This is a genomic window from Arenimonas malthae CC-JY-1 (assembly GCF_000747075.1).
In the GTDB taxonomy this organism is placed as follows: domain Bacteria; phylum Pseudomonadota; class Gammaproteobacteria; order Xanthomonadales; family Xanthomonadaceae; genus Arenimonas; species Arenimonas malthae.
Genome location: NZ_AVCH01000175.1, coordinates 1 through 24,850 on the forward strand (window position 1 = coordinate 1; position 24,850 = coordinate 24,850).

A 24,850-nucleotide genomic window follows, 5' to 3' on the forward strand; every position below is an offset into this window, starting at 1 on the left:
CGGCCGCGGCCTGGGCGGCGGCGCCGGTGGAACCGGCGTACACGGCGCCCACCGGGCGCACGCGCTCGGCCATGGCGCGCTCGGCCACCGGGTTGGGCTCCGGCTCCTGCTGGCTGTTGATGTAGATGCCGAGCAGGATCAGGGCCACCGTCAGGCCGATCAGGAAGACGATGACCATCGAGAAGTGCTTGAGGAAAACCAGGTCGTGGTTGCGCACGGGATGTCCTGACAGAGGGCCGGGGCCCTGTGGATAAGAAGACCGCGATTATATCGGCCCGCTCCCGCCCAAGGAAGGCGCGTCGCCGGGCCTTCCTTCACGCAGCCCTCCCGTAGCATTCTGGGCCTTGGCACGCCGGCCCCACAGGGGGGGGACAGGCAGACGATGCACTTCCAGCCGCTGCTGTTCCTGCAGGACCCGAGCCCGGGCCGGGCGGGACGCTGGGCGCTGTTCGCCCTGCTCGCCATGCTGGCCTGGCTGGCCTTCGAGCAGCTGTCGTCCCAGCTCTGGTTCCTGCCCGCGGGCCTGCGCCTGGCCTTGCTGTGGCTGGTGCCGACCCGGCGCTGGGGCTGGCTGGCGGCCTCGGAAATCGTCGGGCAGGGCATCAAGTCGCTGGTGCTGGGCTTCGACCTGCTGTCGCTGACCTTCCTGGCGGTGGGCGTGGCGCCATGGTTCATCTATGCCGCGGTGGTGTACCTGCTGCGCGGCAGCCGGCCGCTGGCCAGCCTCGACAGCCCCACCCGCATGCTGCTGTTCGTGCTGGCCGGCCTGCTGGGCGCGGCGGGCGTGTCGCCGCTGCTGTGGATGTTCCTGGTCACCTATGAAATGAGCGTGGCCGACACCCTGGCCAGCATGTTCCGCTTCATGTACGGCGACCTGATCGGCCAGCTGGTGCTGGCGCCGCTGCTGGTGGCGGTGGCGCACGGGGCCCTGCTGCGGCAGTGGCGGCCCGGCCTGTGGCGCGACCTGGGCGCGGTGGTGCTGGGCGCGCTGGCCATCTTCCTGCTGCTGCAGGCCTATGCCGACCTGGCCATCTACGTGCTGCTGCTGGCCTTCGCGCCGCTGTTTTTCCTGGGCTTCCGGCACGGCTGGGAAGGCGGCGCGCTGGGCACCACCACGCTGGGCGTGGTGATCCAGGCGCTGGTGGCGGGCGGCGTGCTCACGGTGGACGTGACCATGCTGCAGCTGGTGCTGGCCGTGGTGGGCGGCGGCGCGCTGGTGCTGGGCGCGGCCAGCACCGCGCTGCGCGAAAGCCACAAGGCGCTGGCGCTGCGCCACGCCGAGCTGGCCGCCAAGACCGAGGAACTGGGAGCCCTGGCCGGCGAACTGCGCATGGTCAGCCAGCGCCTGGTGCGGCTGGAGGAACAGGGCCAGCGCGAGTTGGCCAACGAACTCGAATACGAACTCGGCCACGCCATCCACGCGCTGGGCACGCGCATCAGCCTGGCCTTCCGCGAGGTGCGCGACGAGCAGGGCACGCGCTTCCTGGAGTCGCTGCGCGAACAGGTGCGCGAGATCCAGGACAGCCTTCGCCGCGCCCTGCGCCAGCTGCGGCCACCCCAGCTCGACACCCACGGCCTGCGCCAGGCGCTGGAAAACGGCCCGCTGCGCGAGATGCTCGACGACAGCGGCGTGGTGTTCGAAGCCAGCTTCGAGGGCCCGGCCGACGCGCTGGGCGAAGACGCGCGCACCGCGGTCTACCGCATCTGCCAGGCGGCGGTGCGCGAAGCGGTGCGGCTGGAGATGGTGCGGCGCTTCGCGCTGCGGCTGGCGGTGGCGCCGTCGGCGGGGAAGGGCCACGACGTGGCGCTGGGCCTGGACCTGGAATTCTCGCCCTACGCCCAGCACGTGCCGCCGCCGCAGCCGGTGCCGGGCATCTCCGACCGCGTGCTGGCCGAACACGGCCGTTACGACATTGAACCCATCGTGCACGGCCACCGGCACGAAGTGCGTTTCCGCGCCGGTGCCTGAAGGACCGCGCCGCCCGGGGGCGGCGCGGCCGTTGGCTCAGAACACCCAGTTCAGGCGCGCGTAGTAGAAGGCGCCGTTGAAGCCGAAGGGCGTGTTGCCGACCGCGTACGGGAAGATGCCCGAGTTGGAGTTCGGCGCGATCACCTTGTCCGGGTAGGCGTCGGTGAGGTTGTCGGCGCCCACCGTGGCGGTCAGGCCGCGGGCGAAGCGGTAGCTCACCGCGGCGTCGAGCACCACCTCGCGGCCGAAGGTCTGGTCCAGCGCCGGGTTGGTGTTGTACGTGGTGTATTCGCCGTAGGCGGTGGCGCCGAGGCGGAAGCTCCAGGCCTCGCGGTCGTAGTCCACGCCCACCACCAGCTTGTCCTTGGGCGAACCCACGGTGACGCGGCCGATCTCGGCGCGGCCGATGCGGGTCAGGCCCAGCGCCACCTGGTCGAGCACGGCGGGGTTGGGCGCGATGCGGGTGATGTCGGTGTCGTTGTAGTTCGCGCCGACGGTGAGGTTGAGCTCGCCGCCGCCCAGGTCCCAGCGGTGGCTGCTGACCAGGTCGACGCCGCGGGTGCGGGTGTCGATGGCGTTGGTGAAGTAGCGGCCGCCGTCGGTCTGCGGGAAACCGTTCGCCGCCAGGAAGGCGCGCACCGCCGGCCCGCGCAGTTCTTCCGACAGGATGATGCGGTCGTCGATGTCGATCTGGTAGGCGTCGAGCGTGACGTTCCAGTCGGGCGTGAACTGCAGGCCCAGGCCCAGGCTCAGGCTGGTCGACTCCTCGGCCTTCAGCGGCTCGGCGCCCAGCGCGATCGCCACCGGGTCGTTCACCGGGAAGGTGCGGATGTCGAAGGGCACGCCGGCCACGAACACCGTGGCGGTGGTCGAGTAGTACTGCTGGGCCAGCGTGGGCGCGCGGAAGCCGGTGCTCACGGTGCCGCGCAGCGAGACCACGTCGTTGAACACGTAGCGGCCCGAGAGCTTGCCCGAGGTGGCGTCGCCGAAGTCGCTGTAGTCCTCGTAGCGCACGGCGGCGCTGGCCGAGAAGTTGTCGGTGAGGTCGGCCTCGACTTCGCCGTAGACCGCCCGGCTGTCACGCGAGACGTCGAGCGCGTTCGCCGGCCGGAAGCCCGGGAACACCTGCGAACCGCTGCCGAAGTAGCTGGCCGGTTCGCCGGCGGTGATGGCGTAGGTTTCTTCCTTCGCCTCGATGCCGGTGGAGAAGGTGACCGGATAGGCCAGGCCCCAGTCGAAGTCCTTGCTCAGGTCGAGGTTGGCCACGAGCTGCCCGGCTTCGAGCCGGCCGGCGAAGAATTCGGTGGGGCTGGTCGGGCCGAGGTCGACGTTGAGGCTGTTGGCCACGTTGTAGTCGAACTCGTTGCGGCCCCAGCCCAGGCTGGCGTCCCAGCGCCAGCCACCCGCCGATTCGCCGCGCACGCCGGCGTTGAAGCTCTTGTCGGCCGATTCGGAAACGATCAGCGGCAGGTAGCCGTCGGGGTAGATGGCCAGGATGTTGCGCGCGTCGAGCGCGCGCCGGTAGAAACCGCCGGCCTCGCCGTCGCGCAGCGACAGGTTGCCGAAGGCGTAGAGCTCGGCGCCGCCCAGCTGGCCGCCGGCGTTGAAGAAGAACAGCCGGTCCTGCACGTCGGCGTCGCCGAAGCGGTGGTTGAGGCGGTCGAAGCTGGCTTCGCGCGGGTCGGGCTGGCCGCCCACCAGCGGGTACTGCTGGCGCGGGTCCAGGCCGGCGCGGTTGGTGGGGCCGCGGTCGCGGTATTCGGCGGCCAGCGCGATGAACAGGCGTTCGTCGCCGACCGCGTTGAAGGCGCCCAGGTCCACCAGTTCGCCGTCGCCTTCCTTGTGCTCGCCGTAGCGCGCGTCGAGGCTGCCTTCGGCGCCGGCGCCCTTGAGCACGATGTTGATGACGCCGGCGATGGCGTCGGAGCCGTACTGCGCGGCGGCGCCGTCGCGCAGCACTTCAATGCGGGCGATGGCGTTGGCCGGGATGGCGTTGAGGTCCACCGGCGAACTGCCGCGGCCGACGCTGCCGTTGAGGTTGAGCACGGCGCTGCGGTGGCGGCGCTTGCCGTTCACCAGCACCAGGGTCTGGTCGGGCGCCAGGCCGCGCAGCTGGGCCGGGCGCACGTGGTCGGTGCCGTCGGTGATGGTGGCGCGCGGGAAGTTGTAGGAAGGCACCAGCCGGGCGAGCGCCTGGTTGATCTCGGGCGAACCCTGGCGCTGCACCTCGGTGGCGTCGAGCACGTCGATGGGCGAGAGCGATTCGGCCACCGTGCGGTCGGTGCGGCGGGTGCCGGTGACGATGATGGCGTCGAGCACGGCGGTGTCGTCGGCCGCGGCTTCTTCGGTGGGTTCACCGGCGGGCGGCGCTTCCTGGGCGCTGGCCAGGGGTGCGGCCAAGGCCAGCGCGATGGCGACGAGCAGGGGCGAACGGCGGAGCGGTGAAGCAGGCGTGCGGGGCGAAACGTTCATCGGGGTTCCTTCTTCTGGAGGTGACCGACACGACGACGTTGCCCTGGATCCGGAGTGCGAAGGCAGCGCCGTCGCGGTCCGGGGGCTAATGGCTCAGCCGTGTGTCCCTTTCCGCGCAGGCAAGACGCAACAGACCTGGCAACAGGTCGGCGCGGCGCTCGCGTTGGCGGTGCGGAAGTTCATGGCCACCCGAGCATGCCGCCCGCCGCGCGACCCTGTCAAAGCACGTGGGTGCAACGGTGAAGCACGCCAGGCGGTCCCAATCGGCGATCCATCGGGAACGATTCATGTTCCGCAAGTTGCCGCCGGCAAAAGAAAAACCGGCCCATCGCGAGGCCCGCTAACCGAATCCCAACATCGGCTTCAGGGTTCGTTTCGATGGCGGCGGACAACCTCGGCCCCGCAGTACCCCCCAACGTTCGCAAGGAGACAAACCCCCATGAACGCACTCAAGGCTTCCCTGCTCGCCACCGCCATTGCCCTGGGCTTTGGCGCCGCCACCGCCCAGGCCGAGGACACCCCCCGCACCGCCGGCCAGGCCATCGACGACGCCACCATCACCGCTTCGGTGAAGGCCAAGCTGCTCGCCGACGACCGCACCAAGGGCTTCGACGTGAACGTGGACACCCGCAACGGCATCGTCACCCTCCAGGGCGGCGCCGACACCCAGGCCGCCAAGCTCGCCGCGGGCCAGCTGGCCGGCCAGGCCGAAGGCGTGGTGCTGGTGAAGAACGAACTGGTCGTCGCCACCCCCGACACCGAGGCGCGCCAGGACGCCAATACCGCCACGCTCTCGGGCGAGGTGCGCGAGAAGATGGACGAGGCCGGCGACGGCATCGACGACGCCTGGATCACCAGCAAGGTCAAGACCCAGCTGCTGGCCGACGACCAGGTCAAGGGCACGCAGATCAACGTGGACACGAAGGGCAACGTGGTCACGCTGGCCGGCACCGCGCCCAGCGCCGAGGCCCGCGCCAAGGCCATCGAACTGGCGAAGGCCACCCGCGGCGTGCGCGGCGTGGTGGCCACCGAGCTGCGCGTGGCCAAGGACTGAATCCACGCGCCACCCTCCATGTCAGAGTGGGCGACGGCGGCCGGACCTTCGGGTCCGGCCGTTTTCGTTGGCGCCGGCGCGCGGCATGCGACACTGCGGGCAGCCCACCGGGAGTCTCCGCATGCGCCTTGCCGCCACCGCCGCCCTGCTGCTGGCCCTGTCGCCGGCCTTCGCCGCGCCGCCCGCCACCTTGCGCGTGGACATCCAGCACGGCGGCGACGCGAAAGCCGAACACTTCGCGCTCGAACGCGTGCTGGTGGAGGCCCTGCCCTGGCCGGGCAACCCGGCGCGGCCCATCGACGACACCAACCGCGGCGTAAACCAGGTTCGCGTGCTCGACGCCGAAACCGGCGCGCTGCTGTATTCGCGCGGCTACAGCACGGTGTTCGCCGAATGGCGCAGCACGGCCGAAGCCGCCACGGTGCAGCGCAGCTTCCAGGAGTCGCTGCGTTTCCCCCTGCCGGAAAAGCCCGTCACCGTGCAGGTGCTGGCGCGCGACGCGGCGAACGTGTTCCAGCCCGTGTGGCAGGTGCGCGTGGACCCTGCCGCGCTGGACGTGGAGCGCGCGCCTGCGAAAGCCCCGGCCGAGCCCATCGCCATCCGCCGCAGCGGCGAGCCCGCCGACAAGGTGGACCTGCTGATCCTGGGCGACGGTTACGCCGCGGACGAGCTGGCGAAGTTCGAAGCCGACGCACGCCGGCTGGCCGATGCGCTGTTCCGCGTGTCGCCCTTCAGGGAGCGCGCGCCCGACTTCAACGTGTGGGCACTCACCGTGCCGCTGCCGGAAAGCGGCGTCAGCCGGCCGTCCACCGGCCAGCACCGCGCCAGCGCCACCGGGCTGCGCTACGACATCTTCGGCAGCGAACGCTACGCGCTCACGCTCGACAACCGCGCCTGGCGCGACCTGGCCCAGCACGCGCCCTACGACGTGGTGGAGATCCTGTTCAACAGCGAAACCTACGGCGGCGGCGGCATCTTCGGCCAGTTCAGCACCGCCGCGGCGGGCAACGACTGGGCCGACTACCTGTTCGTGCACGAGTTCGGCCACCACTTCGCCGGCCTGGCCGACGAGTACTACACCTCGGCCGTGGCCTATGAATCCGGCGGCGAGCGGCCCGAACCCTGGGAACCCAACGCCACGGCCGACCCGCGCGGCGGCAAGTGGAAACATCGGGTGAGCCCCGCCACGCCGCTACCCACGCCCTGGCCCAAGGCCGAGTTCGAGGCCTTCCAGCGCGACAACCAGGCCCGCCGCGCCAAACTGCGCGTCGAGCGCCGCCCCGAAAGCGAAATGAGCCAGCTCTTCCGCGACGAACAGGCCTTCGTGCAGGGCCTCTTCGAAGGCCGGCCCCACGCCGCCGCCGTGGGCGCCTTCGAAGGCGCCAACTACCAGGCCACCGGCTACTACCGCCCGCAGCTGAACTGCCTGATGTTCACCCGCACCGATGCGTTCTGCGACGTGTGCCGCGAGGCGGTCTCGCAGATCATCGACCTCTACTCCCGCCCCGCCCCCGATTCCCTGTAGGAGCGGCTTCAGCCGCGACCCCGCCATGGACCAGAAGACCACCCCCCGCCTCGCCGACGACAGCCACCACCTCGCCGTCCTCATCGACGCCGACAACGCCCAGCCCTCGGTCATCGAGGGCCTGCTGGCCGAAGTGGCGAAGTTCGGGGTGGCCAGCGTGAAGCGCATCTATGGCGACTTCACCTCGCAGCGGCTGCAGGGCTGGAAGCAGGTGCTGCTCAAGCACTCCATCCACCCGGTGCAGCAGTTCGCCTACACCTCGGGCAAGAACGCCACCGACAGCTCGCTCATCATCGACGCGATGGACCTGATGTACACCGGCCGCTTCGACGGCTTCTGCCTGGTGTCGAGCGACAGCGACTTCACGCGCCTGGCCCAGCGCCTGCGCGAAACCGGGCTCACGGTGTACGGCTTCGGCGAGCGCAAGACGCTCGACCCGTTCGTGCAGGCCTGCGACAAGTTCATCTACACCGAGGTGCTGCGCCAGGAAGCGGTGGACATCGAAAAAGCCGAGCCTTCGAAGCCCGCCGGCAAGACGGCCGCGAAATCCGCGGCCAAGGCCGCCGCCGCGCCGCCCGCCGCCGACAAGCCCAAGCCCGCCCATCACGCGCCGCGCAAGCTGCTCAACCAGGCCATCGAGGAAGCCAGCGACGAGGAAGGCTGGGCGCACCTGGGCGCGGTGGGCAGCTACCTCAACAAGCTGCGCTCGGATTTCGACCCGCGGCTGTACGGCCACCGCAAGCTCAGCGACCTGTTCAAGGCGCATCCGAAGTGGTTCGAGCTGAAGGAAGTGGCCAGCAGCGCGGGCGGCAAGGATCTTTACGTGCGTGCCAAGGATTGAAAGCGGTCGCGGCTCAAGCCGCTCCTGCAAGAATCCCGGTCAGCCCTTGGGGGTTTCGCGCGGGCGCCAGAGGTCCACGGCGAAATCGCTTTCGTAGGGCGGCACGTTGCACTCGATCACGTCGTCGGGGGCGATCTTCAGGGTGACGCCCACGATGTCGGCGCGCATGGGCATGCGGTAGCGCTGGCGGTCCACCAGCACGGCGGCGTGCACGTGGGCGGGCTTCTGGGTGGACAGCCATTCGAACACGCGCATCAGCGAATAACCCTGGTAGAGCACGTCGTCCACCACGATCACGCGGCGGTTCATCAGGTTGGCGCCGGCCGGGGCTTCGAGCGCGGTTTCGGGGTGCAGCAGTTCCAGGTTGTCGGCGTAGCGCTTCACCTTCAGGTCGAGCCGGCTTATCTCGGCCCAGGGCGCATGCACCCGGATTCGCGCCAGCAGGCGGTCGGCCAGCGGCGCGCCGCGGCGGAGCATGCCCAGCAGCACGGTGGGCGTGGCGTCGAGGAGGGCGGCGGCCTGGCGCGCCATGTCGTCGATCACCAGCTCGAGTTCGACTTCCGAATACAGGCGAAAACGATCGGCGGGCATGGCGGTCTCCGGCGGCGGTGGCCGGGCTAGCCTAGCGGTTTTGCGAAGCCGCGGCGCACCCAGCTTTCGTCCAGGCCCATGCGGCGGCAGGCGTGCTGGGCCGGGCCGTCGCGCAGGCCGGCGCGGAACAGCGGCGCCATGGCCACCAGGGTGCGCGCCCCCACTGCCGCCTGCAGGCGCTGGCGCGGCGTGCGCTGCAGCCGGGCCTCGGCCCAGGCGGGCAGCAGGGCGGCGCCGGCGCCCAGGAACACGTCGCGCGACAGGCCGGGCAGCGGCACCGGCAGGCGCATCGTGGCCAGCACGCCGAGCACGGTGCGGGAGCGGGCGGTGAAGGCCAGGTCGGGCTGCACGCCGCGGAAGTACTCGGCCACCTCGCCTTCGCTGCGCGGCACGTCGCGCGCGCCCAGGGCTTCGGCCACCACGCGGGTTTCGTCGAAGTAGCGGTCGGCGTCGGCCGCGGGCACCGGGCCGGCGTAGCGGCGGTAGCCCTGCAGGAAGCCGTAGGCCTCGGTCACGTGCACCCAGGTGAGCAGGGCCGGGTCGTCGGCCGAGTAGGGGCGGCCGTCCTCGGTGGCCCCGCGCACCTTCGAATGGATGCGGCGCACGCGTTCGATCAGCCGCAGCGCCTCGCCGCGCGGCGCGTAGCTGGTGCCGGCCACGAAGTGCGTGGTGCGGCGCAGCCGGCCCACCAGGTCCTGGCGGAAGTTCGAGTGGTCCCACACGCCGGCCAGCGCGGCGGGGTGCAGGGTCTGCAGCATCAGCGCGCACAGGCCGCCGGAAAGCATGCCGGCGAAGTCGGCGTGCACCTGCCAGGTGGCGCTGTCGGGCGCGAACAGTCCCGGGTCGTCAGCAGGGCTGTCGTAGTCAATGCCACTCTCGCCGCGCGGGAAGGCGCGCAGCACCCAGGTCTGCAGCGGTCGGGCCAGCGGGGAAAGCATGCAGGCAGTGTAGGCAGTGGCCGTGAAGGGTCGGTGGTGCGGGGCCGCCGCCGCCCGTCGGAAAGCCACGAAACCCCGTGGCGCCGGCCTCCCGGCAAGATTAGTGTCACGTCCGCCGGTGAAAATCCGACGGCACTCTGGGGAGAACTCTTACATGAACTTCAAGAAGAACGGACTTCTGTCCGCGCTGTTGCTGTGCCCTGCGCTGGCCCACGCCGGCGTCTGGATCAACGAGATCCACTACGACAACGCCGGCACCGACGTCGGCGAGCGCATCGAAGTCGCCGGCGACGCGGGGACGTCGCTCGCGGGCTGGTCGCTGCACCTATACAACGGCGCCGACCGCAAGGTCTATGCCACCCGCAGCCTGTCCGGCACGCTGGGCAGCACCTGCGGCGCCTACGGTTTCGTGAGCGTGGACGTGGCCGGCGCGCAGAACGGCGCGCCCGACGGCGTGGCCCTGGTGAATGCCTCCGGCACCGTCGTGCAGTTCCTGAGCTACGAAGGCAGCTTCAAGGGCGCCGACGGCCCGGCGCGCAACAGGACCTCGGTGAACATCGGCGTGTCCGAGACCGAGGCCACGGCGGTCGGCCATTCGCTGCAGCTCAAGGGCACGGGCACCGCCTACGCCAACTTCAGCTGGGCGGCGGCCTCGGCCAGCAGCTTCGGCACCTGCAACGCCGGCCAGAACTTCCCGGTGCCCGACGCGGCGCCCACGATCACCGCCACGTCGCCGGCCAACGGCAGCGCGTCGGTGGCGCTCGATGCCAACCTGTCGGTCACCTTCTCCGAGCCGGTGAGCCTGCAGGCCGGCGCCATCACCCTGGGCTGCGACACCAGCGGCAACGTGGCGCTGGCGGTCAGCGGCGGCCCGACCACCTTCACCGCCGACCCGCAGGCCACGCTCGCGGCGCTCGAGGACTGCCTGGTGGACGTGGTGGCCAGCAAGGTCAGCGACCTCGACGGCGTGGCCACGCCGATGGCGGCCGGCTACAGCTTCGTGTTCACCACGGCGTCGGCGCCGGGCAACGACTACTACTCGTCGGCCAATGCCACCAGCGCCAGCGCCCTGCGCGCCAGCCTGCACGCCATCATCGACGACCACCAGCGCTTCCCGTACAGCTCCAGCACGGGCACCGACACCTGGGACGTGCTCGAGTTCGCCGACGAAGACCCGCTGAACCCGAACCGCATCCTCGACGTGTACCGCAACGCCAGCTACCAGAAGTACAACGCGGGCAACACCGAGTACAACCGCGAGCACACCTGGCCCAAGAGCTACGGCTTCACCAACGACGGCAGCACGAACTACCCGTACACCGACACGCACATGCTGTTCCTGTCGGATTCGGGCTACAACAGCTCGCGCGGCAACAAGCCCTACGCCGATTGCCTCACCGGCTGCACCGAGCGCGTGACCCTGGCCTACAACGGCAAGGGTGGCGGCAGCGGCGTGTTCCCGGGCAATTCGAACTGGTACGACACCACGTACTGGCAGACCTGGGGCGACCGCAAGGGCGACGTGGCGCGCGCGCTGCTGTACATGGACGTGCGTTACGAAGGCGGCACGCACGGCGTGACTGGCGCGGCCGAGCCGAACCTGATCCTCACCGACGACCCGGGCCTGATCCAGGCCTCCAGCAGCAACCTCAGCGTGGCCTACATGGGCCGCCTGGCCGACCTGCTGCGCTGGCACGCCGAGGACCCGGTGGACGACAAGGAGCGCCTGCGCAACGAGGCGGTGTATTCCTACCAGGGCAACCGCAACCCGTTCATCGACCACCCGGAGTGGGTGGCCTGCGTGTTCCAGAACCAGTGCAATTGACTCCATTGCACTGACGGAGCGACGGATCGGGCCCGGGCAACCGGGCCCGATTTTTTTCGCCGCCGCCGCCACATAATGCGGGGATGGCCGAGCCGTTCAAGAACCTGATCAATGCGGGGCTGGTGCGCGCCTGCGGGCAGCACCTGCAGCGGGCGTGGCGCGGCTTCGACCGAAAGGATTTCGAAGCGCGGGCGTTGCCCGGGCTGGACGCGCTGGAAATGAAGGCGCGCGCCATGCACATCGCCGACGCGCTCGAAGCCACGCTGCCCGGCGACTTCGACCGCGCCGCCGGCATCATCGAAACCGCGCTGGCGCCGCCCGCGGTGGACGACCGCCTCGCCTTCGGCATCACCGACGCCGGCCTGGCCGGCTGGATCGGCTGGCCGCTGGGCGAATTCATCGCCCGCCGCGGCCAGGCCGAACCCGAGCGGGGGCTGCTGGCCCTGCGCGAACTCACCCAGCGCTTCACCAGCGAATTCGCCGTGCGGCCGTTCCTGCTCAACCACTTCACGCTGACCTTGGCGCACCTGCAGCGCTGGAGTGCCGACCCCAGCCCGCACGTGCGCCGCTGGACCAGCGAAGGCAGCCGTCCGCGCCTGCCCTGGGGCCTTCAGGTGAAGGCGCTCATCGCCGACCCCACGCCCACGCTGCCGCTGCTGCGCGCGCTGCAGGACGACCCCAGCGCCTACGTGCGCCGCAGCGTGGCGAACCACCTCAACGACATCGCCAAGGACCATCCGGGCCTGGTGGCCGGCTGGCTGGAAGAACACCTGCCGGGCGCGCCCGCCGAACGCACGACGTTGCTGCGCCACGCCAGCCGCACCCTGGTGAAACGGGGTGACCCGCGCGTACTCGGGGCCTGGGGCCTGGGCCAGCGTTTCCGCGGCGAGGCGACGCTGGTCGTTTCGCCCAGGCGCGTGGCGGTGGGCGGCAACGTGACGCTGGTGGCCACGCTGGCCTCGTCCTCGCCGCGCGCACAGGCGCTGGTGGTGGATTACGTGGTGCACCACGTGAAGGCGAACGGCAGCAGCTCGCCGAAGGTGTTCAAGGGCTGGAAGCTGGAACTGGCTGCGCGCGAGACGCGTCGGCTGGAGAAAGTGCATTCGCTCAGGCCCATCACCACCCGGGTGTATTACCCCGGGGTGCATCGCGTGGAGTTGCAGGTGAACGGCAAGGTCGTGGCCGAGGCGGCGTTCACGCTGTCCCGCCCCTCCCTGTAGGAGCGGGGGGTGCATCCACTTGCACGAGGTGGGCCAGGAGCTGCAGCAGGCTGCGCACGTCGGTGTGGTTGTGGGCGAGCACGCGGCGCAGGTCGGTGGCGGGGCCGCCCTGCAGGTAGTCGCGCCACGCGCGCGGGGCTTCGCTGCCGGGCAAGTCGTCTTCGCGCAGCACGCGCAGCAGTTGGCGTTCCACCGTGGCCAGGCGGCAGTTTTCCCACTGCCCGCGGTAGCGCCGGCGCACGGGATGCAGCAGGTCCAGGTGCGCCAGCGGCGTGATCGGGCAGGGCAGGCGCGCCAGCCGGTAGCGCGCCTTGAGCAGCGGCGCGTCGTAGCTGCGGCCGTTGTAGCTCACCAGCACCGTGCCGGGCGGCAGCCAGCGTGCGAAGGCTTCGAGCATGGCGGTTTCCGCGGCCAGCGTGGTGGTCATCAGCTGGCGGATGCGCAGCTGGCCGTCCACCAGGTCGGACGCGCCCACCATGAAGGCGCGCGTGCCGGTGCCGCCGGAGAGGCCGGTGGTTTCGGTGTCGAAACAAAGCAGCTGCGCCGCCTCGACCGTGCCGAAGTCCTTGGCGAAGCTGGCGTCGAGCGTGGCGGGCAGCGGCGGTGCTTCGTGCCGCGATTCGAAGTAGCGCAGGCCGGGGGCGATTTCGTCGCCGGGGAGGTGGCGGTCGAGCGCGCGCGGCGTGGCGGGCACGGCCGCCAGGGTGCGCGTGCGCAAGCCAAGCAGGCGGCGGATGTTCTCGGGCACTTCGGGGCGGGGGGGCTGCGGCGAGGTTGGCCCCTCTCCCCGGCCCTCTCCCGCAAGGGGAGAGGGAGACAAGCTGAGCCCCTCTCCCCTTGCGGGAGAGGGGTTGGGGAGAGGGGGTGCTTTCCCCGCCTGGCGCTGCAATGCCCGCAGCCTGTCCGCCAGCGCCGCGCTCACGCCGCGTCCCCCAGCAGCGCCAGCACCTTCGCGGCGAGCGCCTTCGGCGTGCCCTCGGGTTTGTCCTCGTCGCCGGCCAACACCGGCCCCACGCAGGCGGGGCAGCCGGCGCGGCAGTCGCAGGCGGCCACCAGGGCCAGCGCGCGCTGCACCAGTTCCGCCTGTCGCCGCCACAGCGGTTCGCTCAGGCCGATGCCGCCCGGGTAGTTGTCGTACAGGTACACGGTGGGCGTGAAGCGCTCGGCGGCCTCGGGGCTGGCGGTGTCGCCGCCGGCGCCGCGCAATTGGCCGCGGCCGCGGCCGTCGGCGTGCGCGAACCAGGCGCCGTCGCCGCTGCCCACGGCCTGGCGCAGGTCGCGGCCTTCGGCCATCACCGCCACCGTGGCCACCACGTGCAGCGCGTGCGCGGCGCCCAGGAAACCGTCCAGCGCGTCCTGGCGCGAACCGAAGGCCTGCTCCAGCGTGTCCTGCGGCAGCTGCCACCACAGCGAGGTGGTGTGCATTTCCTGGTCGGGCAGGTTCACCGGGCCGTAGCCGATGTTTTCGTGGGTGTAGTAGCGAATCTTCTTGTAGCCAGGCACGCGCCGCACCACGTGCACCTCGCCGTGCTGGGCACTGCCGGCGCCGGCGCGCACGCCGTCGAAGCGCTCGAGCACTTTGAGCTTGGTGTAATCAATCGCGTCGGTGTAGTAATCGACGTGCGTGCGCGTGACGTAGGCCTTGCGGCCCTCCCAGTCCAGCCGCTCCACCTGGAAAGGCACCGACTGCACCATGTGGATGGCGCCCTCGTACAAGGTGAGCGCGGCGGCGGAATAGTCGACTTCGGCGATGATCTTCCGCGCGCCGTCGGTGCTGTCCACCACCACGAAGTTGCCGTCGGCCACCGAACGCAGCGACACCGCGTTGGCCGGGTAGCTGTCGGCGATCCAGTCCCAGCGTTCGCCCTCGGCGTGCAACACGCCGGTTTCGGCCAGTACGTCCAGCCAGGGTGCCGGGTCCATCGGCCCGTAGGATTCGCCGCGCAGGAAGGGCAGTTCGAAAGCGGCGCAGCGCAGGTGGTCGAGCAGAATGAGCGGCTGGTCGGGCGCGATGCGCGCGTGCTCGGGGTTGGCCTGGGCGAAGAAATCCGGGTGCCGCACCAGGTACTGGTCGAGCGGGTCCGACGAAGCCACCAGCACGCCCAGCGACGGTTGCTGGCGTCGTCCCGCGCGCCCCACGCGCTGCCACGTGGCGGCCACCGAACCGGGGTAGCCGTTGAGCACCACCACGTCGAGCGCGCCGATGTCCACGCCCAGCTCCAGCGCCGAGGTGCTGACGATGCCGTCCACCGTGCCCGCGCGCATCGCCCGCTCGGCCTCGCGGCGCTCGTTCGGCAGGTAGCCGCCGCGGTAGGCGCGGATGCGTGGCGGCTTGCGCGGGTCGTGGTCGAACACGTCCTTGAGGTACTTGGTGAGCACCTCGACCATGGTGCGCGACTGCGCGAACACCAGGGTCTTGAGCCCCGCGCGGATGGCGAGCCGGGCGATGCGGTTGGACTGCGAGCGCGCCGAGGCGCGCAGGCCGAGGTCCGGGTTCACCACCGGCGGGTTCCACAGCAGCAGGTGTTTTTCGCCCACCGGCGCGCCAGATTCGGTGATGGCCTTCACGGGGGCTTCCACCAGCGCCTCCGCATGCGCGCCCGGGTTGCCGATGGTGGCCGAGCACAGGATGAACTGCGGGTTCGCGCCGTAAAACGCGCACACGCGTTTGAGCCTGCGGATGACGTTGGCCAGGTGCGAACCGAACACGCCGCGGTAGGTGTGCACCTCGTCGATCACCACGTAGCGCAGGTTCTCGAAGAACTGCGCCCATTTCGTGTGATGCGGCAGGATGGCCTGGTGCAGCATGTCGGGGTTGGACACCACCAGGTCGGCGTGCAGGCGCACGGCCTGGCGGGCGTCGCCGGGCGTGTCGCCGTCGAAGGTGTGGCAGCGCAGGCCCAGCTGGCCGGCGCGGTTGAGTTCCAGCAGCTCGGCCACCTGGTCCTGGGCCAGCGCCTTGGTGGGGAACAGGAACAGCGCCTTGGCCTGCTGGCGCATGGCCGCCGACACCACCGGCAGCGTGTAGCACAGGCTCTTGCCCGAGGCCGTGGGCGTGACGACCACGAAGTGCCTGCCCGCTTGCGCGGCCTCCCAGGCCTCGGCCTGGTGGCTGTAGAGCTGGCCGATGCCGCGTTCACGCAGCGCGCCGGCCAGGTTCGGCGGCAGGTCGGCCGGCAGCGGGGCGTAGCGGCCGTCGCGCGCGGGCTGCACGAAGTGGCCGGTCACCCGGTCGCCGTACTTCGACTGCAGGCGTTCGGCCAGCTGGCGCGGGTCGCGGGCGCGCGGGCTGCCGGGCAGCCCGGCCGGGAGGGCGGGGTCGAGCGCCAGGGCGCGGGCGTCGTGGCGGGCGAGGGCGGTGGAGGGCATGGCGGCGGCGTCCGGGGCGGGAGGGCCATTGCAGGCCCCGCCTGTCTCATCGCCTGAGACGGCCGTGCGGCGTAGGCTTGACCGAGGTCAACGCACCCGGTCCGCCGCGGCGTAGCGTGGCCGCAAGCGCCCGCTTCCTGGCGTTGTCCCGAAGGCATCCCGGAGGAACTCCCATGATCCGCGACTTGTTCGTCTTCCTGCAGGGCACCCCCGCCGACGCCGGCGCGCTCGACGCCGCCGCTGCTTTCGCGAAGCAGCACGACGGCCACGTGGCCGCGCTGTCGGTGGTGCACACGCCGGTGCCTTTCGCCACCGAGTGGGGCATCACCGGCGCGGGCCTGGACCAGGCCGGCTACGACCTGCTGCGCAAGCTGGCCGAAGACACCGCCCAGGCCGCGCGCGACCGCTTGGCCGCCGCCGGCGTGCCGCACGAGGTGCGCGTGGTGGATTCACCGCTGGCCTGGCCCGAGGAAGTGGCCGCCCTGCATGGCCGCTACGCCGACCTGTGCGTGTTCGGCGGCCCGCTGGCCGACGACCGCACGGCGCGTTTCGCCGTGGGCTTCGACGCGCTGCTGATGCATAGCGGCCGGCCCGTGCTGCTGGTGCCGGAAAAGGTGAAGGCCATGGTGCCGCCGCGCCGCGTGGTGCTGGCCTGGCAGCCGCGCCGCGAAGCCAGCCGCGCCCTGCACGACGCCCTGCCCTGGCTGCCGCGCGACGCCCGCGTGGACGTGGTGGTGGTGGACCCGGAACCCACCGCGCTCGGCCACGGCGAAGCGCCCGGCGCCGACATCGCCCGGCACCTGGCGCGGCACGGTTGCCACGCCCAGGTGACGGTGGTGGAACGCGGCGTGCGCAGCACCGGCGAAGCCATCCTCGACCACGCCCGCGAGTGCGTGGCCGACCTGCTGGTGATGGGCGGCTTCAGCCATTCGCGCTGGCGCGAACAGGTGTTCGGCGGCGTCACCCGCACCGTGCTGCAGGGCGCGCGCCTGCCGGTGCTGTTCTCGCACTGAAGCCGGGCCGCGGCCCGGCGTCGGCTCAGCCGCAGCGCACCGTCAGCACGCGGTTGTCGGCGTCCACTTCCAGGTTCAGGCGGTCTTCGCGCCAGTCCATGGTGACGGCCATGCCGGGGCGGATCACGCGCACCCGGTCGGAATGGGTGTCGGCGCGCACCTTGGCCACCAGCGCCTCGTCGGCGATCTGGCCGACGGCCCACTGGCCGGGGGCGGGGTCACAGGTCATCGGGGTTTCCTCGGGGGCGGGTGCGTCCATGGCCGGCGGCGGCGGCGCTTGGGCGAATTCCGGCGCGGCGGCCGCGTCGGCGGGCGGGGCGGTTTCCTGCGGCGGCGTGGCGCAGGCGGCCAGCGCGACGCCGGCGGCAAGGGCAAGGCTCAAGGGGCGGAACAGGGACATGCGCGGGCTCCGGAGCGGGGGCTGGCGACCAGACTAGCGCAGGCCCGGGCGGAGCGTCTTCAGCGCCGCGCGCCGGTTCCCGTGGCGCGGGCCAGCGCCGGCGTGGCGCCGAAGTGCGCGAGCACGGCATCGGCCGTCGGCCCGGCGTGGGTTTCCATGGGGCAGTGGCCGGCGCCGGCCACGGTAACGCGGCGCGCCGAAGGCAGGGCTGCGTGCAGGCGGTCGGCCACTTCGGGCTTCACCCAGGCGTCGTTTTCGCCCCACAGGATCAGGCTGGGCACGCGGTCGAGGTCTTCGCCGCGCGGCGTTTCCGGCCAGCGCGCGGCGTAGCCGTTCATGATCGCCAGCGCGGTGCCGGGCTTTTGCAGTGGCGCCAGGTAGCCCGCCACTTCCTCGGCGCGTGGCTCCCGGCCATACGCTTTCTCAAGCAGTTCGCCGATCTTTTCCTCCCCCAGGTAGCGGCGTTCCACCCAGCCGGCGAACCATTCGCGCAGCTTGGGCGAGCGGAAGCGCTCGCGGCCGCGCAGTTCGCGCGCGGAAGGAATGGGGTTGCCGGCCACGTAGGCCACGGCCGCCACCCGGCCGGGCAGGGCCAGCACCAGTTCGGCCACCACCCGCGTGCCCATGGAATGGCCCAGCAGGCACCAGGCCTGGTCGCCGGCCTGCGCCTGCAGCCACGGTGCCAGCGCCGCGCCGGCGGTGTCGGGGAAGGGGCGGCGGGCGCTGTAGCCGTAGGCCGGCAGGTCCAGGGCCCAGACCGGGTGGCCGGCGGCGGCCAGGGCCGGGGCCAGCGCCCGGAAGGAATACGTGGAGCCGCCCAGTCCGTGCAGCAGCAGCACCGGGCAGCCGGCGGCCGGACCGGCGGCGGGCCAGTGCCGAACGTGCACCTGCACCCCCGCCAGGGTTTCCAGCCGGGAATTGGCGAAAGGGGCTGCCGCGGCGGGGCCGGCCAGCAGGAGGAGCCCGAGCAGGAGGAAGGCGCGCATACCTCATTGCAGCGCGCGGAGTGTCGGCGTCGCGTCACGGATTCGTGCTGATTTGGAAACGATACGTGTCGTATCGGGGTCTTTGTTACCCGGACGGCGACACCCATCCTAATCGCCATCCCACGGAGGCTTCCCCATGACCACCCGCCTGAACACCCCGCACACCCTGGCCGGCCTGACCCTGCGCAACCGCGTTGTGATGGCCCCGATGACCCGTTCCCGCGCCGAGGGCAACGTGCCCAACGCGCTGATGGCCGAGTACTACGGCCAGCGCGCCGGCGCCGGCCTGGTCATCACCGAAGGCGTGTCGCCCTCGCCGAACGGCCTGGGCTACTCGCGCATCCCCGGCCTCTTCAATGCCGAACAGGCGCGCGGCTGGGCCGACGTGGCCAAGGCCGTGCACGCCGGCGGCGCGAAGATCTCCATCCAGCTGATGCACAGCGGCCGCATCGGCCACGCCGCCAACCTGCCGGCCGGCGCCGAAGTGCTGGGCCCCTCGGCCATCGCCGCCGCGGGCCAGGTATGGACCGACACTTCGGGCATGCAGCCGCACCCGGTGCCGCGGGAAATGACCGCCGCCGACATCGCCGCCACCCGCCAGGAATACGTGCGCGCCGCCATCCTGGCGCGCGAAGCCGGCATCGACCTGGTCGAGGTGCACGCGGCCAACGGCTACCTGCCGGGCCAGTTCCTGAACCCGAAGTCGAACCAGCGCGGCGACGAATACGGCGGCAACGGCGCCAATCGTGCCCGCTTCCTGCTGGAAATCGTCGACGCGACCATCGCTGCCATCGGTGCCGGCCACGTCGGCGTGCGCGTCTCGCCGTTCAACCCGTTCAACGACCTCGAGGCCGGTTTCGAGGGCGAGCGCGAGGACTTCCTGGCCCTGGTGGACGAACTGGCCCGCCGCGGCATCGCCTACCTGAGCCTCATCGCCACCCCGGGTGCGCTGCCCGAGGGCCTGGTGGCCGAGGTGCGCGCGCGCTTCGAAGGCACGCTCATCCTGGCCGGCGACTACGACGCCGCCCGCGCCGAAACCGACCTGGCCGCCGGCCTGGCCGACCTGATCGCCTTCGGCCGCCCCTTCATCGCCAACCCGGACCTGCCGGCCCGCCTGTTCGCCGGCAAGCCGCTGGCCGAGATGGACGCGACCAAGCTCTACAGCCCCGGCCCCGAGGGTTACACCGACTACCCCGCGCTGCGCGAAACCGCCGCCGCCTGAGCCCATCCGGGACTTATGGCGGTGCCGGCGTTCACCGGCCGCGTGTGAAAATCCGCGCCCCATGACACTCCGTCTCCGCCAACTGCTGATGATCGTGCTCGCCAGCCTCGTGCTGGCGGGCTGCACCAGCACGGGCAAGCGGCCCGACCTGGCGCGGCTGTACGAAACCCAGGCCCTGGACCCGGCGCAGCCGCCGGTCATCCTGATCCACGGCCTGATGGGTTCGACGCTGGTCGAGCGCGACACCGGCAAGGAGTACTGGCCGGGTTCGCTGGGCACGCTGGCCTTCAGTGAATACCGCGAGCTGGCGCGCGTGCGCGAAGTGGAAGCGCGCGGCGGCGGCCTGGTACCGGGCGACCTGTTCTACGGCGTGGCGCGGGTGGACTACTACGAGGCGCTGATCGACGCGCTCGAGCGCGTGGGCCGCTTCCAGCGCGGCACCCCCGGCGTGCCCGTGCACGGCGACGACGACCGCCGCCGCTACTACGTGCTGCTCTACGACTGGCGCAAGGAAAACATCCACGCGGTGCGCCAGCTGCACGAACTGATCGAGCAGATCCGCCGCGACTACGGCGATCCCGACCTGCCGGTCGACATCCTGGCGCACAGCAACGGCGGCCTGATCGCCAACTACTACCTGCGCTACGGCACCGCCGACGTGCTCGACCAGGCCGAATTCACGCCCTGGGACGAGGGCGGCAAGCGCATCCGCCGCATGGTGCTGCTGGGTACGCCGGCCATGGGTTCGGTGGTGAGCCTCGAGCGGCTGCAGCAGGGCGTCAAGATCGCGCTGCGCACGGTGCCGGTGGAAGTGCTGGTGACCTTCGCCACCCCCTTCGAAACCCTGCCGCACCCGGACGCCGGCGTCATCTACAGCGCCGACGGCGAGCCGCTGGACTTCGACATCTACGACGCCGACGCCTGGCGCGTGCGCCGCTGGGGCATCTTCTCGCCCGAAGTGGAGGCGCGCGTGCTGGCCGCGGCGCCCGACCACGAAACCGGCGCGCTGCAGATGGCCGAGCTGCAGGCTTATTTCGTGCGCCACCTGGCGCGGGCGAAGCAGCTGCAGCTGGCCCTGGGCCAGCCGGCGCCGCCCACCGGCACCCAGGTCTCCGTGCTGGGCGGCGACTGCACGCTCACCCCCGGCCGCGCCGTGCTCGACCGCGACCCGCGCAACCCGCGCAGCGAGCGCCTGGTGATCCGCCCTGGCGAGTTGCGCCACAAGGTGGCCGGGGTGGACTACGAGCGCCTGCTACTGGTGCCCGGCGACGGCCTGGTGACGCGCGAATCGCAGCTCGGCCGCGGCCAGTTCGAAGGCGTCGGCGCCGGCATCGAGGCCTTTTCGGCGGCCAGCAGCTTCTTCCTGTGCGAACGCCACGACCAGCTGTCGGTCAATCCCTACGTCCAGAACAACCTGCTGCACTTCCTGCTGGCGCCTTGACGCCCGGGCGCCCCGGCCCGGCATAGAATGCCGGCATGAAGGACCTGCGCCCCCTGCTGATCGACTGCCGCATCGAGCTGCGCAAGCTCGCGCGCGATTTCCAGAAGACCGAGCTGTGCGAGCGCCTGGACCTGGCCATCCAGCAGGTCGCCAACGCCAACCTCGGCCCGGCGGCCGCGCCGGTCAACGAAGCCGCGCCCGGCACGCCTTCGGAAAAAACCCAGACCGTCAGCCAGGTGGCCCTGGCCTGGCAGACCGCCGCGCGCGACCTGAAGTTTTCCGACCCGGCCATCCACGCGCGCCTGAGCGAAAAGGTGATGCGCCTGCTCGGCGCCAAGTCGCTGGCCGACCCGGCCACCGAGATCCTGCAGCTCGAGGGCATGCTCAAGGCGGCCGAACAGCGCATGCACCAGCTGGAGAAGGCGCAACAGGCGCTGGAAGTGGAGCGCGACGCCCTGCTTGGCGCACTCGCCAGCGCCGTGCCCAGCCTGCGCGATGCCGGCGACCGCCTGGCCGTGGGCCTGGCGCGCGTGGCCTGGCTCAAGGCCGAAGCCGACAAGGCCGCCAGTGGCACCAGCCCGGTCAAGCGCGCGCCCGAACCCCAGGACACCGTGCCCACGCCGGAACTGCTGGCCGCCGCCGCCGCCGGCGCCGTGTCGCTGAGCAAGGAACAGCGCGAGTGGTGCGTGGGCGAAGCCATGGTGGTCACCGGCTTTCAGTACACGCCGGTGGAGCTGATCGAGAAGGGCGACGCCGCGATCGCGCGGCTCATCCTCGATGCCCGCAAGTCCGCCTGAGGCCTGCCCCTGCGGCCGCGGCGCCTACGCGCGCTGCTGCGGCCCGCTGCATGCGGGTTCGCCCGCGCCCGACGCCGAGGCGCTGATGCGCTCGCGTTACAGCGCCTATGCGCTGCAGCTGGCCGATTACCTGTTGGCCACCTGGCACCCGTCCACGCGCCCGGCCGTGCTGGCCTTCGACGAACAGCCACCGCTGCGCTGGCTGGGCCTGGACGTGAAGCGCCACGTCGCCGACGGCGACCGCGCGGTGGTGGAATTCGTGGCGCGCTACCGGCAGGGCGGCGGCAGCGCCGGCCGCCTGCGCGAAACCAGCCGCTTCGTGCGCGAAGAAGGGCGCTGGGTCTACGTGGACGGCGACGTCGGCAACTGACGCGCGGCTCAGGCGCCGGCTTCGAAGCTCTTGTCGCCCACCAGCACGCGGCCGTCGGCGTCGCGCACCACCACGTCCACCTCGATGCCGTCGCGCACGCTCTGCGTGACCACGCAGAAGTCCTCGAACTGGGCCAGGATGCGCTCGAGCGATTTGTGCGCGCCCGGGCCCTCGGCCATGTCGATCTCGGCGCGCACGCGCGGGATGCGCCAGCGGCCGGCCTCGTTGCGGGCCATCTCGCCGCTGATCTTCGCGCGCAGCGGGCCCGGCGCATTGCCGAACTTGCGCAGCGCGAAGGTGAGGCTGGCGGCCAGGCAGTTGGCGATGGCCGCCAGCAGCAGCCTCGACGGATTCGGGCCGGCGCCGGCGCCCAGCGGCGCGGGTTCGTCGGTCATCAGGTCGTCGATGCCGTCGCCGAAGCTCACGCGGAAGGCGTAACCCTCCTGCTGTTCCAGGTGGACCTCGATGGTCTTGGTTTCCATGGCTTCCTCCAGGGTCAGGAGGCCAGTGTAGTCTCGAAGAAGGGCTGGTCGTCCTGCTTCGCGCGCCTCTTGGCCTGGGCGGCGGCGGTGGCCACCTGCTCCGGCGTGGCCGACAGGCCCGGTGAAACCACCACCGCGCCCACCGCGAGCGTGGTTATCGGGAAGAATCCGGGGTGCCCGGCGCGGTCCTCGGCCTCGATACCGCCACGCTCGAGGTCGGCCGGGTCGAACAGCCGCCGGGCCGCCTCGTTGAAGCCGGCGATGATGGCGCGGCAGCGCTCCCGCCAGTCGGGGCTCTGGAACATCACCACGAAGTCGTCGCCGCCAACGTGGCCGAGGAAATCGATGCGTGCATCCACCTGCGCGCGCATCGTGTTGGCCAGCAGCTCGATCATCGCGTCGCCGCGGAAGTAGCCGTACTGGTCGTTGAAGGGCTTGAAGTGGTTGAGGTCGGCATAAGCCACCACGAAGCCCGATGGCCCCTTGAGCAGCCGCTGCAGGTGCACGGTGATCGGGATGTTGCCGGGCAGCAGGGTGAGCGGGTTGGCGTAGCGGGCGGCTTCGATGCGGATCTCGGACACCCGTCGCACCAGCGATTCACCGGTGCCGAGGCCGGCATAGCTGCCGTCGCGGGTGATCACGAAGCCGTCGGCCAGGTAACGCTGGTCCTCGCCGCGCAGCACATCCAGAAGCGCGGCGACCGGCGTGTCGGCGTCGCACACCACCGGCTGGGCATGCATGAACTCGACGCAGGACTTGGCGCCGAAGATCTCGCGGGCGAAAGGCTGGCCCAGCCGCTCCATGAAAACGCGCCGGTTTATCAACCCGACGGGCCTGCCCTCGTCGAGTACGGCCAGGGCGTGCAGGCCCTCGTGTCGCTTGAAGACCGCGCCGACCTGGTGGTTGCTGGTGGCCAGGCCCACGGCCGGAGCTTCAATCAGCAGGTTCGACACCAGCACCTCGCGGGCCAGGATCGCCGGCGACGTGGTGGGCCGCACCGGCACCGGCCAGGCCTGCATGCGCGCCCGGGCCTCCGGAACCGCGGCCACCGGCTGGCGCACCGGGCGACCCAGCGAATAGCCCTGGCCGCAGCGGATGCCGAGGTCGCGCACCAGTGCCAGGTCGGCGTCGTCCTCGATGCCCTCGGCGATCAGGTCGGTGCGGAACTCTTCGGCCACCTGCATCAGCGCGCGGATGATGGCCAGCTGGCGCGAGCTGCGTGAAACCCCGTGCACGATGCTGCGATCGAGCTTGACGTACTCGGGGCCCAGCGCCTGCCAGAGCGAAAAATTCGAATGGCCGCTGCCGAAATCGTCCAGCGCCAGTTGGGCTCCCGCCGCGCGCAGTCCGCGGATGGGTTCGGCCAGCACCGCCATGTCCTCGACCACGTCCCGTTCCGAGAGCTCGATGATCAGCCGGGACGCGTCCACGCCCGCGGCCCGTACGATGTCGCGCAGGTGCGAAAGCCGTAGCGTCGGGTCCATCAGCGCGGTGGCGCTGAGGTTGACGAACAGGCGGCCGTGGCCTTCGGCAAAACCATAGCCGGCCACAACGGTGCGCGCCGCGAGCAGCTCGATTTCCGGCAGGCGGCCGAGCTGGCGGGCGGCGTCGAAGATCGCCGGAGGCGGCAGCGACGGTTCGCAGGCGCAGCGCACCAGGCCTTCGTGCGCCCGCACGGACATGTCCTCCAGCCGAACGACGGGCTGGTACACGGGGAACAGCCCGCCAGGCGCAGTGACGGCATCGAGGATGGCCTGCGACGTCGCCGCGGGCGGTGGGGATTGGACGGTCATCCCGCCAATCTTCGACGGCAATGTGACGTGGTGAAGACGCGCGCCCGCGATCAGCGGCGCCCGGCCGACTCCAGCAGCACGGCGATGCGGGCCGGCGACAGCTCGCCCACCGCGCGCGCGGCGACGCGGCCATCGGCGTCGAGCAGCAGCAGGGTGGGGTAGCCGACGGCGCCGGCAGCCTGGCCCCACTGCAGCGCGGGGTCGAGCAGCACGTCTTCGGCGGGCAGGGCGTGTTCGTTCGCATACGCCTGCACCTCGGCGCGTGTTTCGCCCTGGTTGAGGTAGACGATGCGGATGCCGGGGTGCCGCGGCGCGGCTTCGCGCAGGCGTGGCATGGTGCGGCGGCAGGACGGGCACCAGGTGGCCCACAGCATCACCAGCACCGGGCCGCGGCCGCGCAGGTCGTCGGGCGCGCCGTCGGACAGGCGCTCGAGGGCGAAACGTGGCGCCGCCGGTCGCGCGGCGCCGGACTCGAAGGTGAACGCGCCAACCACCAGCAGCACCAGTGCCGCGCCCAGCGCGCCGGCACGCAGGCCGGGCCG

At 71.3% G+C, this 24,850-nt stretch carries 21 protein-coding genes and 1 pseudogene; 11 read left to right on the top strand and 11 right to left on the bottom strand.

Annotated elements, in window-relative coordinates; genetic code table 11:
- Positions 1-217: pseudogene (locus tag N790_RS10460) on the bottom strand (c-type cytochrome); the annotation flags it as partial.
- Positions 218-382: 165 nt separating this feature from the next.
- Between N790_RS10460 and N790_RS10465 the strand changes: the two are divergent.
- Positions 383-1,969 carry an MASE1 domain-containing protein gene (locus N790_RS10465; protein ID WP_043803988.1) on the top strand — a complete coding sequence of 529 codons (1,587 nt, stop codon included), beginning with the start codon at positions 383-385 and terminating at the stop codon, positions 1,967-1,969.
- A 36-nt stretch (positions 1,970-2,005) separates the two neighbouring features.
- Here N790_RS10465 and N790_RS10470 read toward each other — a convergent pair whose 3' ends face one another.
- Positions 2,006-4,441, bottom strand: a complete 2,436-nt coding sequence (locus N790_RS10470; RefSeq protein WP_043803989.1) for a TonB-dependent receptor plug domain-containing protein — start codon at positions 4,439-4,441, stop codon at positions 2,006-2,008.
- A 439-nt stretch (positions 4,442-4,880) separates the two neighbouring features.
- Here N790_RS10470 and N790_RS16460 point away from each other — a divergent pair, with 439 nt between their 5' ends.
- From N790_RS16460 to N790_RS10485, 3 genes are all read left to right on the top strand, one after another.
- A complete protein-coding gene (locus N790_RS16460; protein ID WP_052385868.1) occupies positions 4,881-5,495 on the top strand; it encodes a BON domain-containing protein in 615 nt (204 codons plus the stop codon).
- Between the two features lie 121 nt (positions 5,496-5,616).
- On the top strand, positions 5,617-7,020 hold the full coding sequence (locus tag N790_RS10480) for an IgA Peptidase M64 (RefSeq protein ID WP_043803990.1): 1,404 nt from the start codon (positions 5,617-5,619) through the stop codon (positions 7,018-7,020).
- A gap of 25 nt (positions 7,021-7,045) precedes the next feature.
- Positions 7,046-7,861: an NYN domain-containing protein gene (locus tag N790_RS10485; RefSeq protein ID WP_043803991.1), complete on the top strand. Its 816-nt coding sequence runs from the start codon at positions 7,046-7,048 to the stop codon at positions 7,859-7,861.
- 39 nt (positions 7,862-7,900) lie between these two features.
- Here the strand turns inward: N790_RS10485 and N790_RS10490 are convergent, their stop codons facing one another.
- Both N790_RS10490 and N790_RS10495 read right to left on the bottom strand, forming a co-directional pair.
- Positions 7,901-8,452 (bottom strand): phosphoribosyltransferase family protein, encoded by a 552-nt coding sequence (locus N790_RS10490; protein WP_043803992.1) that lies wholly within the window; start codon positions 8,450-8,452, stop codon positions 7,901-7,903.
- Between the two features lie 26 nt (positions 8,453-8,478).
- Positions 8,479-9,390 carry an oxygenase MpaB family protein gene (locus N790_RS10495; protein ID WP_043803993.1) on the bottom strand — a complete coding sequence of 304 codons (912 nt, stop codon included), beginning with the start codon at positions 9,388-9,390 and terminating at the stop codon, positions 8,479-8,481.
- A 154-nt stretch (positions 9,391-9,544) separates the two neighbouring features.
- On the opposite strand from N790_RS10495, the gene N790_RS10500 reads away from it, so the two are divergent.
- Both N790_RS10500 and N790_RS10505 read left to right on the top strand, forming a co-directional pair.
- Complete coding sequence (locus tag N790_RS10500; protein WP_043803994.1) at positions 9,545-11,215, top strand: endonuclease; 1,671 nt, start codon at positions 9,545-9,547, stop codon at positions 11,213-11,215.
- Positions 11,216-11,298: 83 nt separating this feature from the next.
- Positions 11,299-12,435 carry a DNA alkylation repair protein gene (locus tag N790_RS10505; protein ID WP_043803995.1) on the top strand — a complete coding sequence of 379 codons (1,137 nt, stop codon included), beginning with the start codon at positions 11,299-11,301 and terminating at the stop codon, positions 12,433-12,435.
- Here N790_RS10505 and N790_RS10510 read toward each other — a convergent pair.
- On the bottom strand, positions 12,410-13,357 hold the full coding sequence (locus N790_RS10510) for a ribonuclease H-like domain-containing protein (RefSeq protein WP_084062850.1): 948 nt from the start codon (positions 13,355-13,357) through the stop codon (positions 12,410-12,412). The two genes, N790_RS10505 and N790_RS10510, sit on opposite strands and share 26 nt — an antisense overlap.
- Positions 13,354-15,804 (bottom strand): DEAD/DEAH box helicase, encoded by a 2,451-nt coding sequence (locus N790_RS10515; RefSeq protein WP_052385870.1) that lies wholly within the window; start codon positions 15,802-15,804, stop codon positions 13,354-13,356. The genes N790_RS10510 and N790_RS10515 overlap by 4 nt, the downstream gene beginning before the upstream one ends.
- Positions 15,805-15,977: 173 nt before the next feature.
- Between N790_RS10515 and N790_RS10520 the strand changes: the two genes are divergently transcribed.
- Positions 15,978-16,817, top strand: a complete 840-nt coding sequence (locus N790_RS10520) for a universal stress protein (RefSeq protein WP_052385871.1) — start codon at positions 15,978-15,980, stop codon at positions 16,815-16,817.
- Between the two features lie 25 nt (positions 16,818-16,842).
- Here N790_RS10520 and N790_RS10525 read toward each other — a convergent pair whose 3' ends face one another.
- Together N790_RS10525 and N790_RS10530 are read right to left on the bottom strand one after the other, a co-directional pair.
- Positions 16,843-17,217, bottom strand: a complete 375-nt coding sequence (locus N790_RS10525) for an I78 family peptidase inhibitor (protein WP_052385872.1) — start codon at positions 17,215-17,217, stop codon at positions 16,843-16,845.
- 59 nt (positions 17,218-17,276) lie between these two features.
- The gene (locus tag N790_RS10530) at positions 17,277-18,203 is read right to left on the bottom strand and encodes an alpha/beta fold hydrolase (protein WP_043803996.1); all 927 of its coding nucleotides are present in this window, start codon (positions 18,201-18,203) and stop codon (positions 17,277-17,279) included.
- Between the two features lie 136 nt (positions 18,204-18,339).
- On the opposite strand from N790_RS10530, the gene N790_RS10535 reads away from it, so the two are divergent.
- The 4 genes from N790_RS10535 to N790_RS10550 all read left to right on the top strand — a co-directional run bounded on the left by N790_RS10535 (position 18,340) and on the right by N790_RS10550 (position 22,033).
- The gene (locus tag N790_RS10535; RefSeq protein ID WP_043803997.1) at positions 18,340-19,425 is read left to right on the top strand and encodes an alkene reductase; all 1,086 of its coding nucleotides are present in this window, start codon (positions 18,340-18,342) and stop codon (positions 19,423-19,425) included.
- Positions 19,426-19,486: 61 nt separating this feature from the next.
- Positions 19,487-20,866, top strand: a complete 1,380-nt coding sequence (locus N790_RS10540) for a lipase/acyltransferase domain-containing protein (protein WP_156970039.1) — start codon at positions 19,487-19,489, stop codon at positions 20,864-20,866.
- A 35-nt stretch (positions 20,867-20,901) separates the two neighbouring features.
- On the top strand, positions 20,902-21,663 hold the full coding sequence (locus N790_RS10545) for a hypothetical protein (RefSeq protein ID WP_043803999.1): 762 nt from the start codon (positions 20,902-20,904) through the stop codon (positions 21,661-21,663).
- On the top strand, positions 21,644-22,033 hold the full coding sequence (locus N790_RS10550) for a YchJ family protein (protein ID WP_043804000.1): 390 nt from the start codon (positions 21,644-21,646) through the stop codon (positions 22,031-22,033). The genes N790_RS10545 and N790_RS10550 overlap by 20 nt, the downstream gene beginning before the upstream one ends.
- 8 nt (positions 22,034-22,041) lie before the next feature.
- Here the strand turns inward: N790_RS10550 and N790_RS10555 are convergent, their stop codons facing one another.
- From N790_RS10555 to N790_RS10565, 3 genes are all read right to left on the bottom strand, one after another.
- Complete coding sequence (locus N790_RS10555; RefSeq protein ID WP_043804001.1) at positions 22,042-22,515, bottom strand: OsmC family protein; 474 nt, start codon at positions 22,513-22,515, stop codon at positions 22,042-22,044.
- A gap of 14 nt (positions 22,516-22,529) precedes the next feature.
- On the bottom strand, positions 22,530-24,308 hold the full coding sequence (locus N790_RS10560; protein ID WP_052385873.1) for an EAL domain-containing protein: 1,779 nt from the start codon (positions 24,306-24,308) through the stop codon (positions 22,530-22,532).
- Positions 24,309-24,358: 50 nt separating this feature from the next.
- A partial coding sequence (locus N790_RS10565; RefSeq protein ID WP_156970040.1) for a TlpA family protein disulfide reductase occupies positions 24,359-24,850 on the bottom strand: 492 nt, incomplete at its 5' end.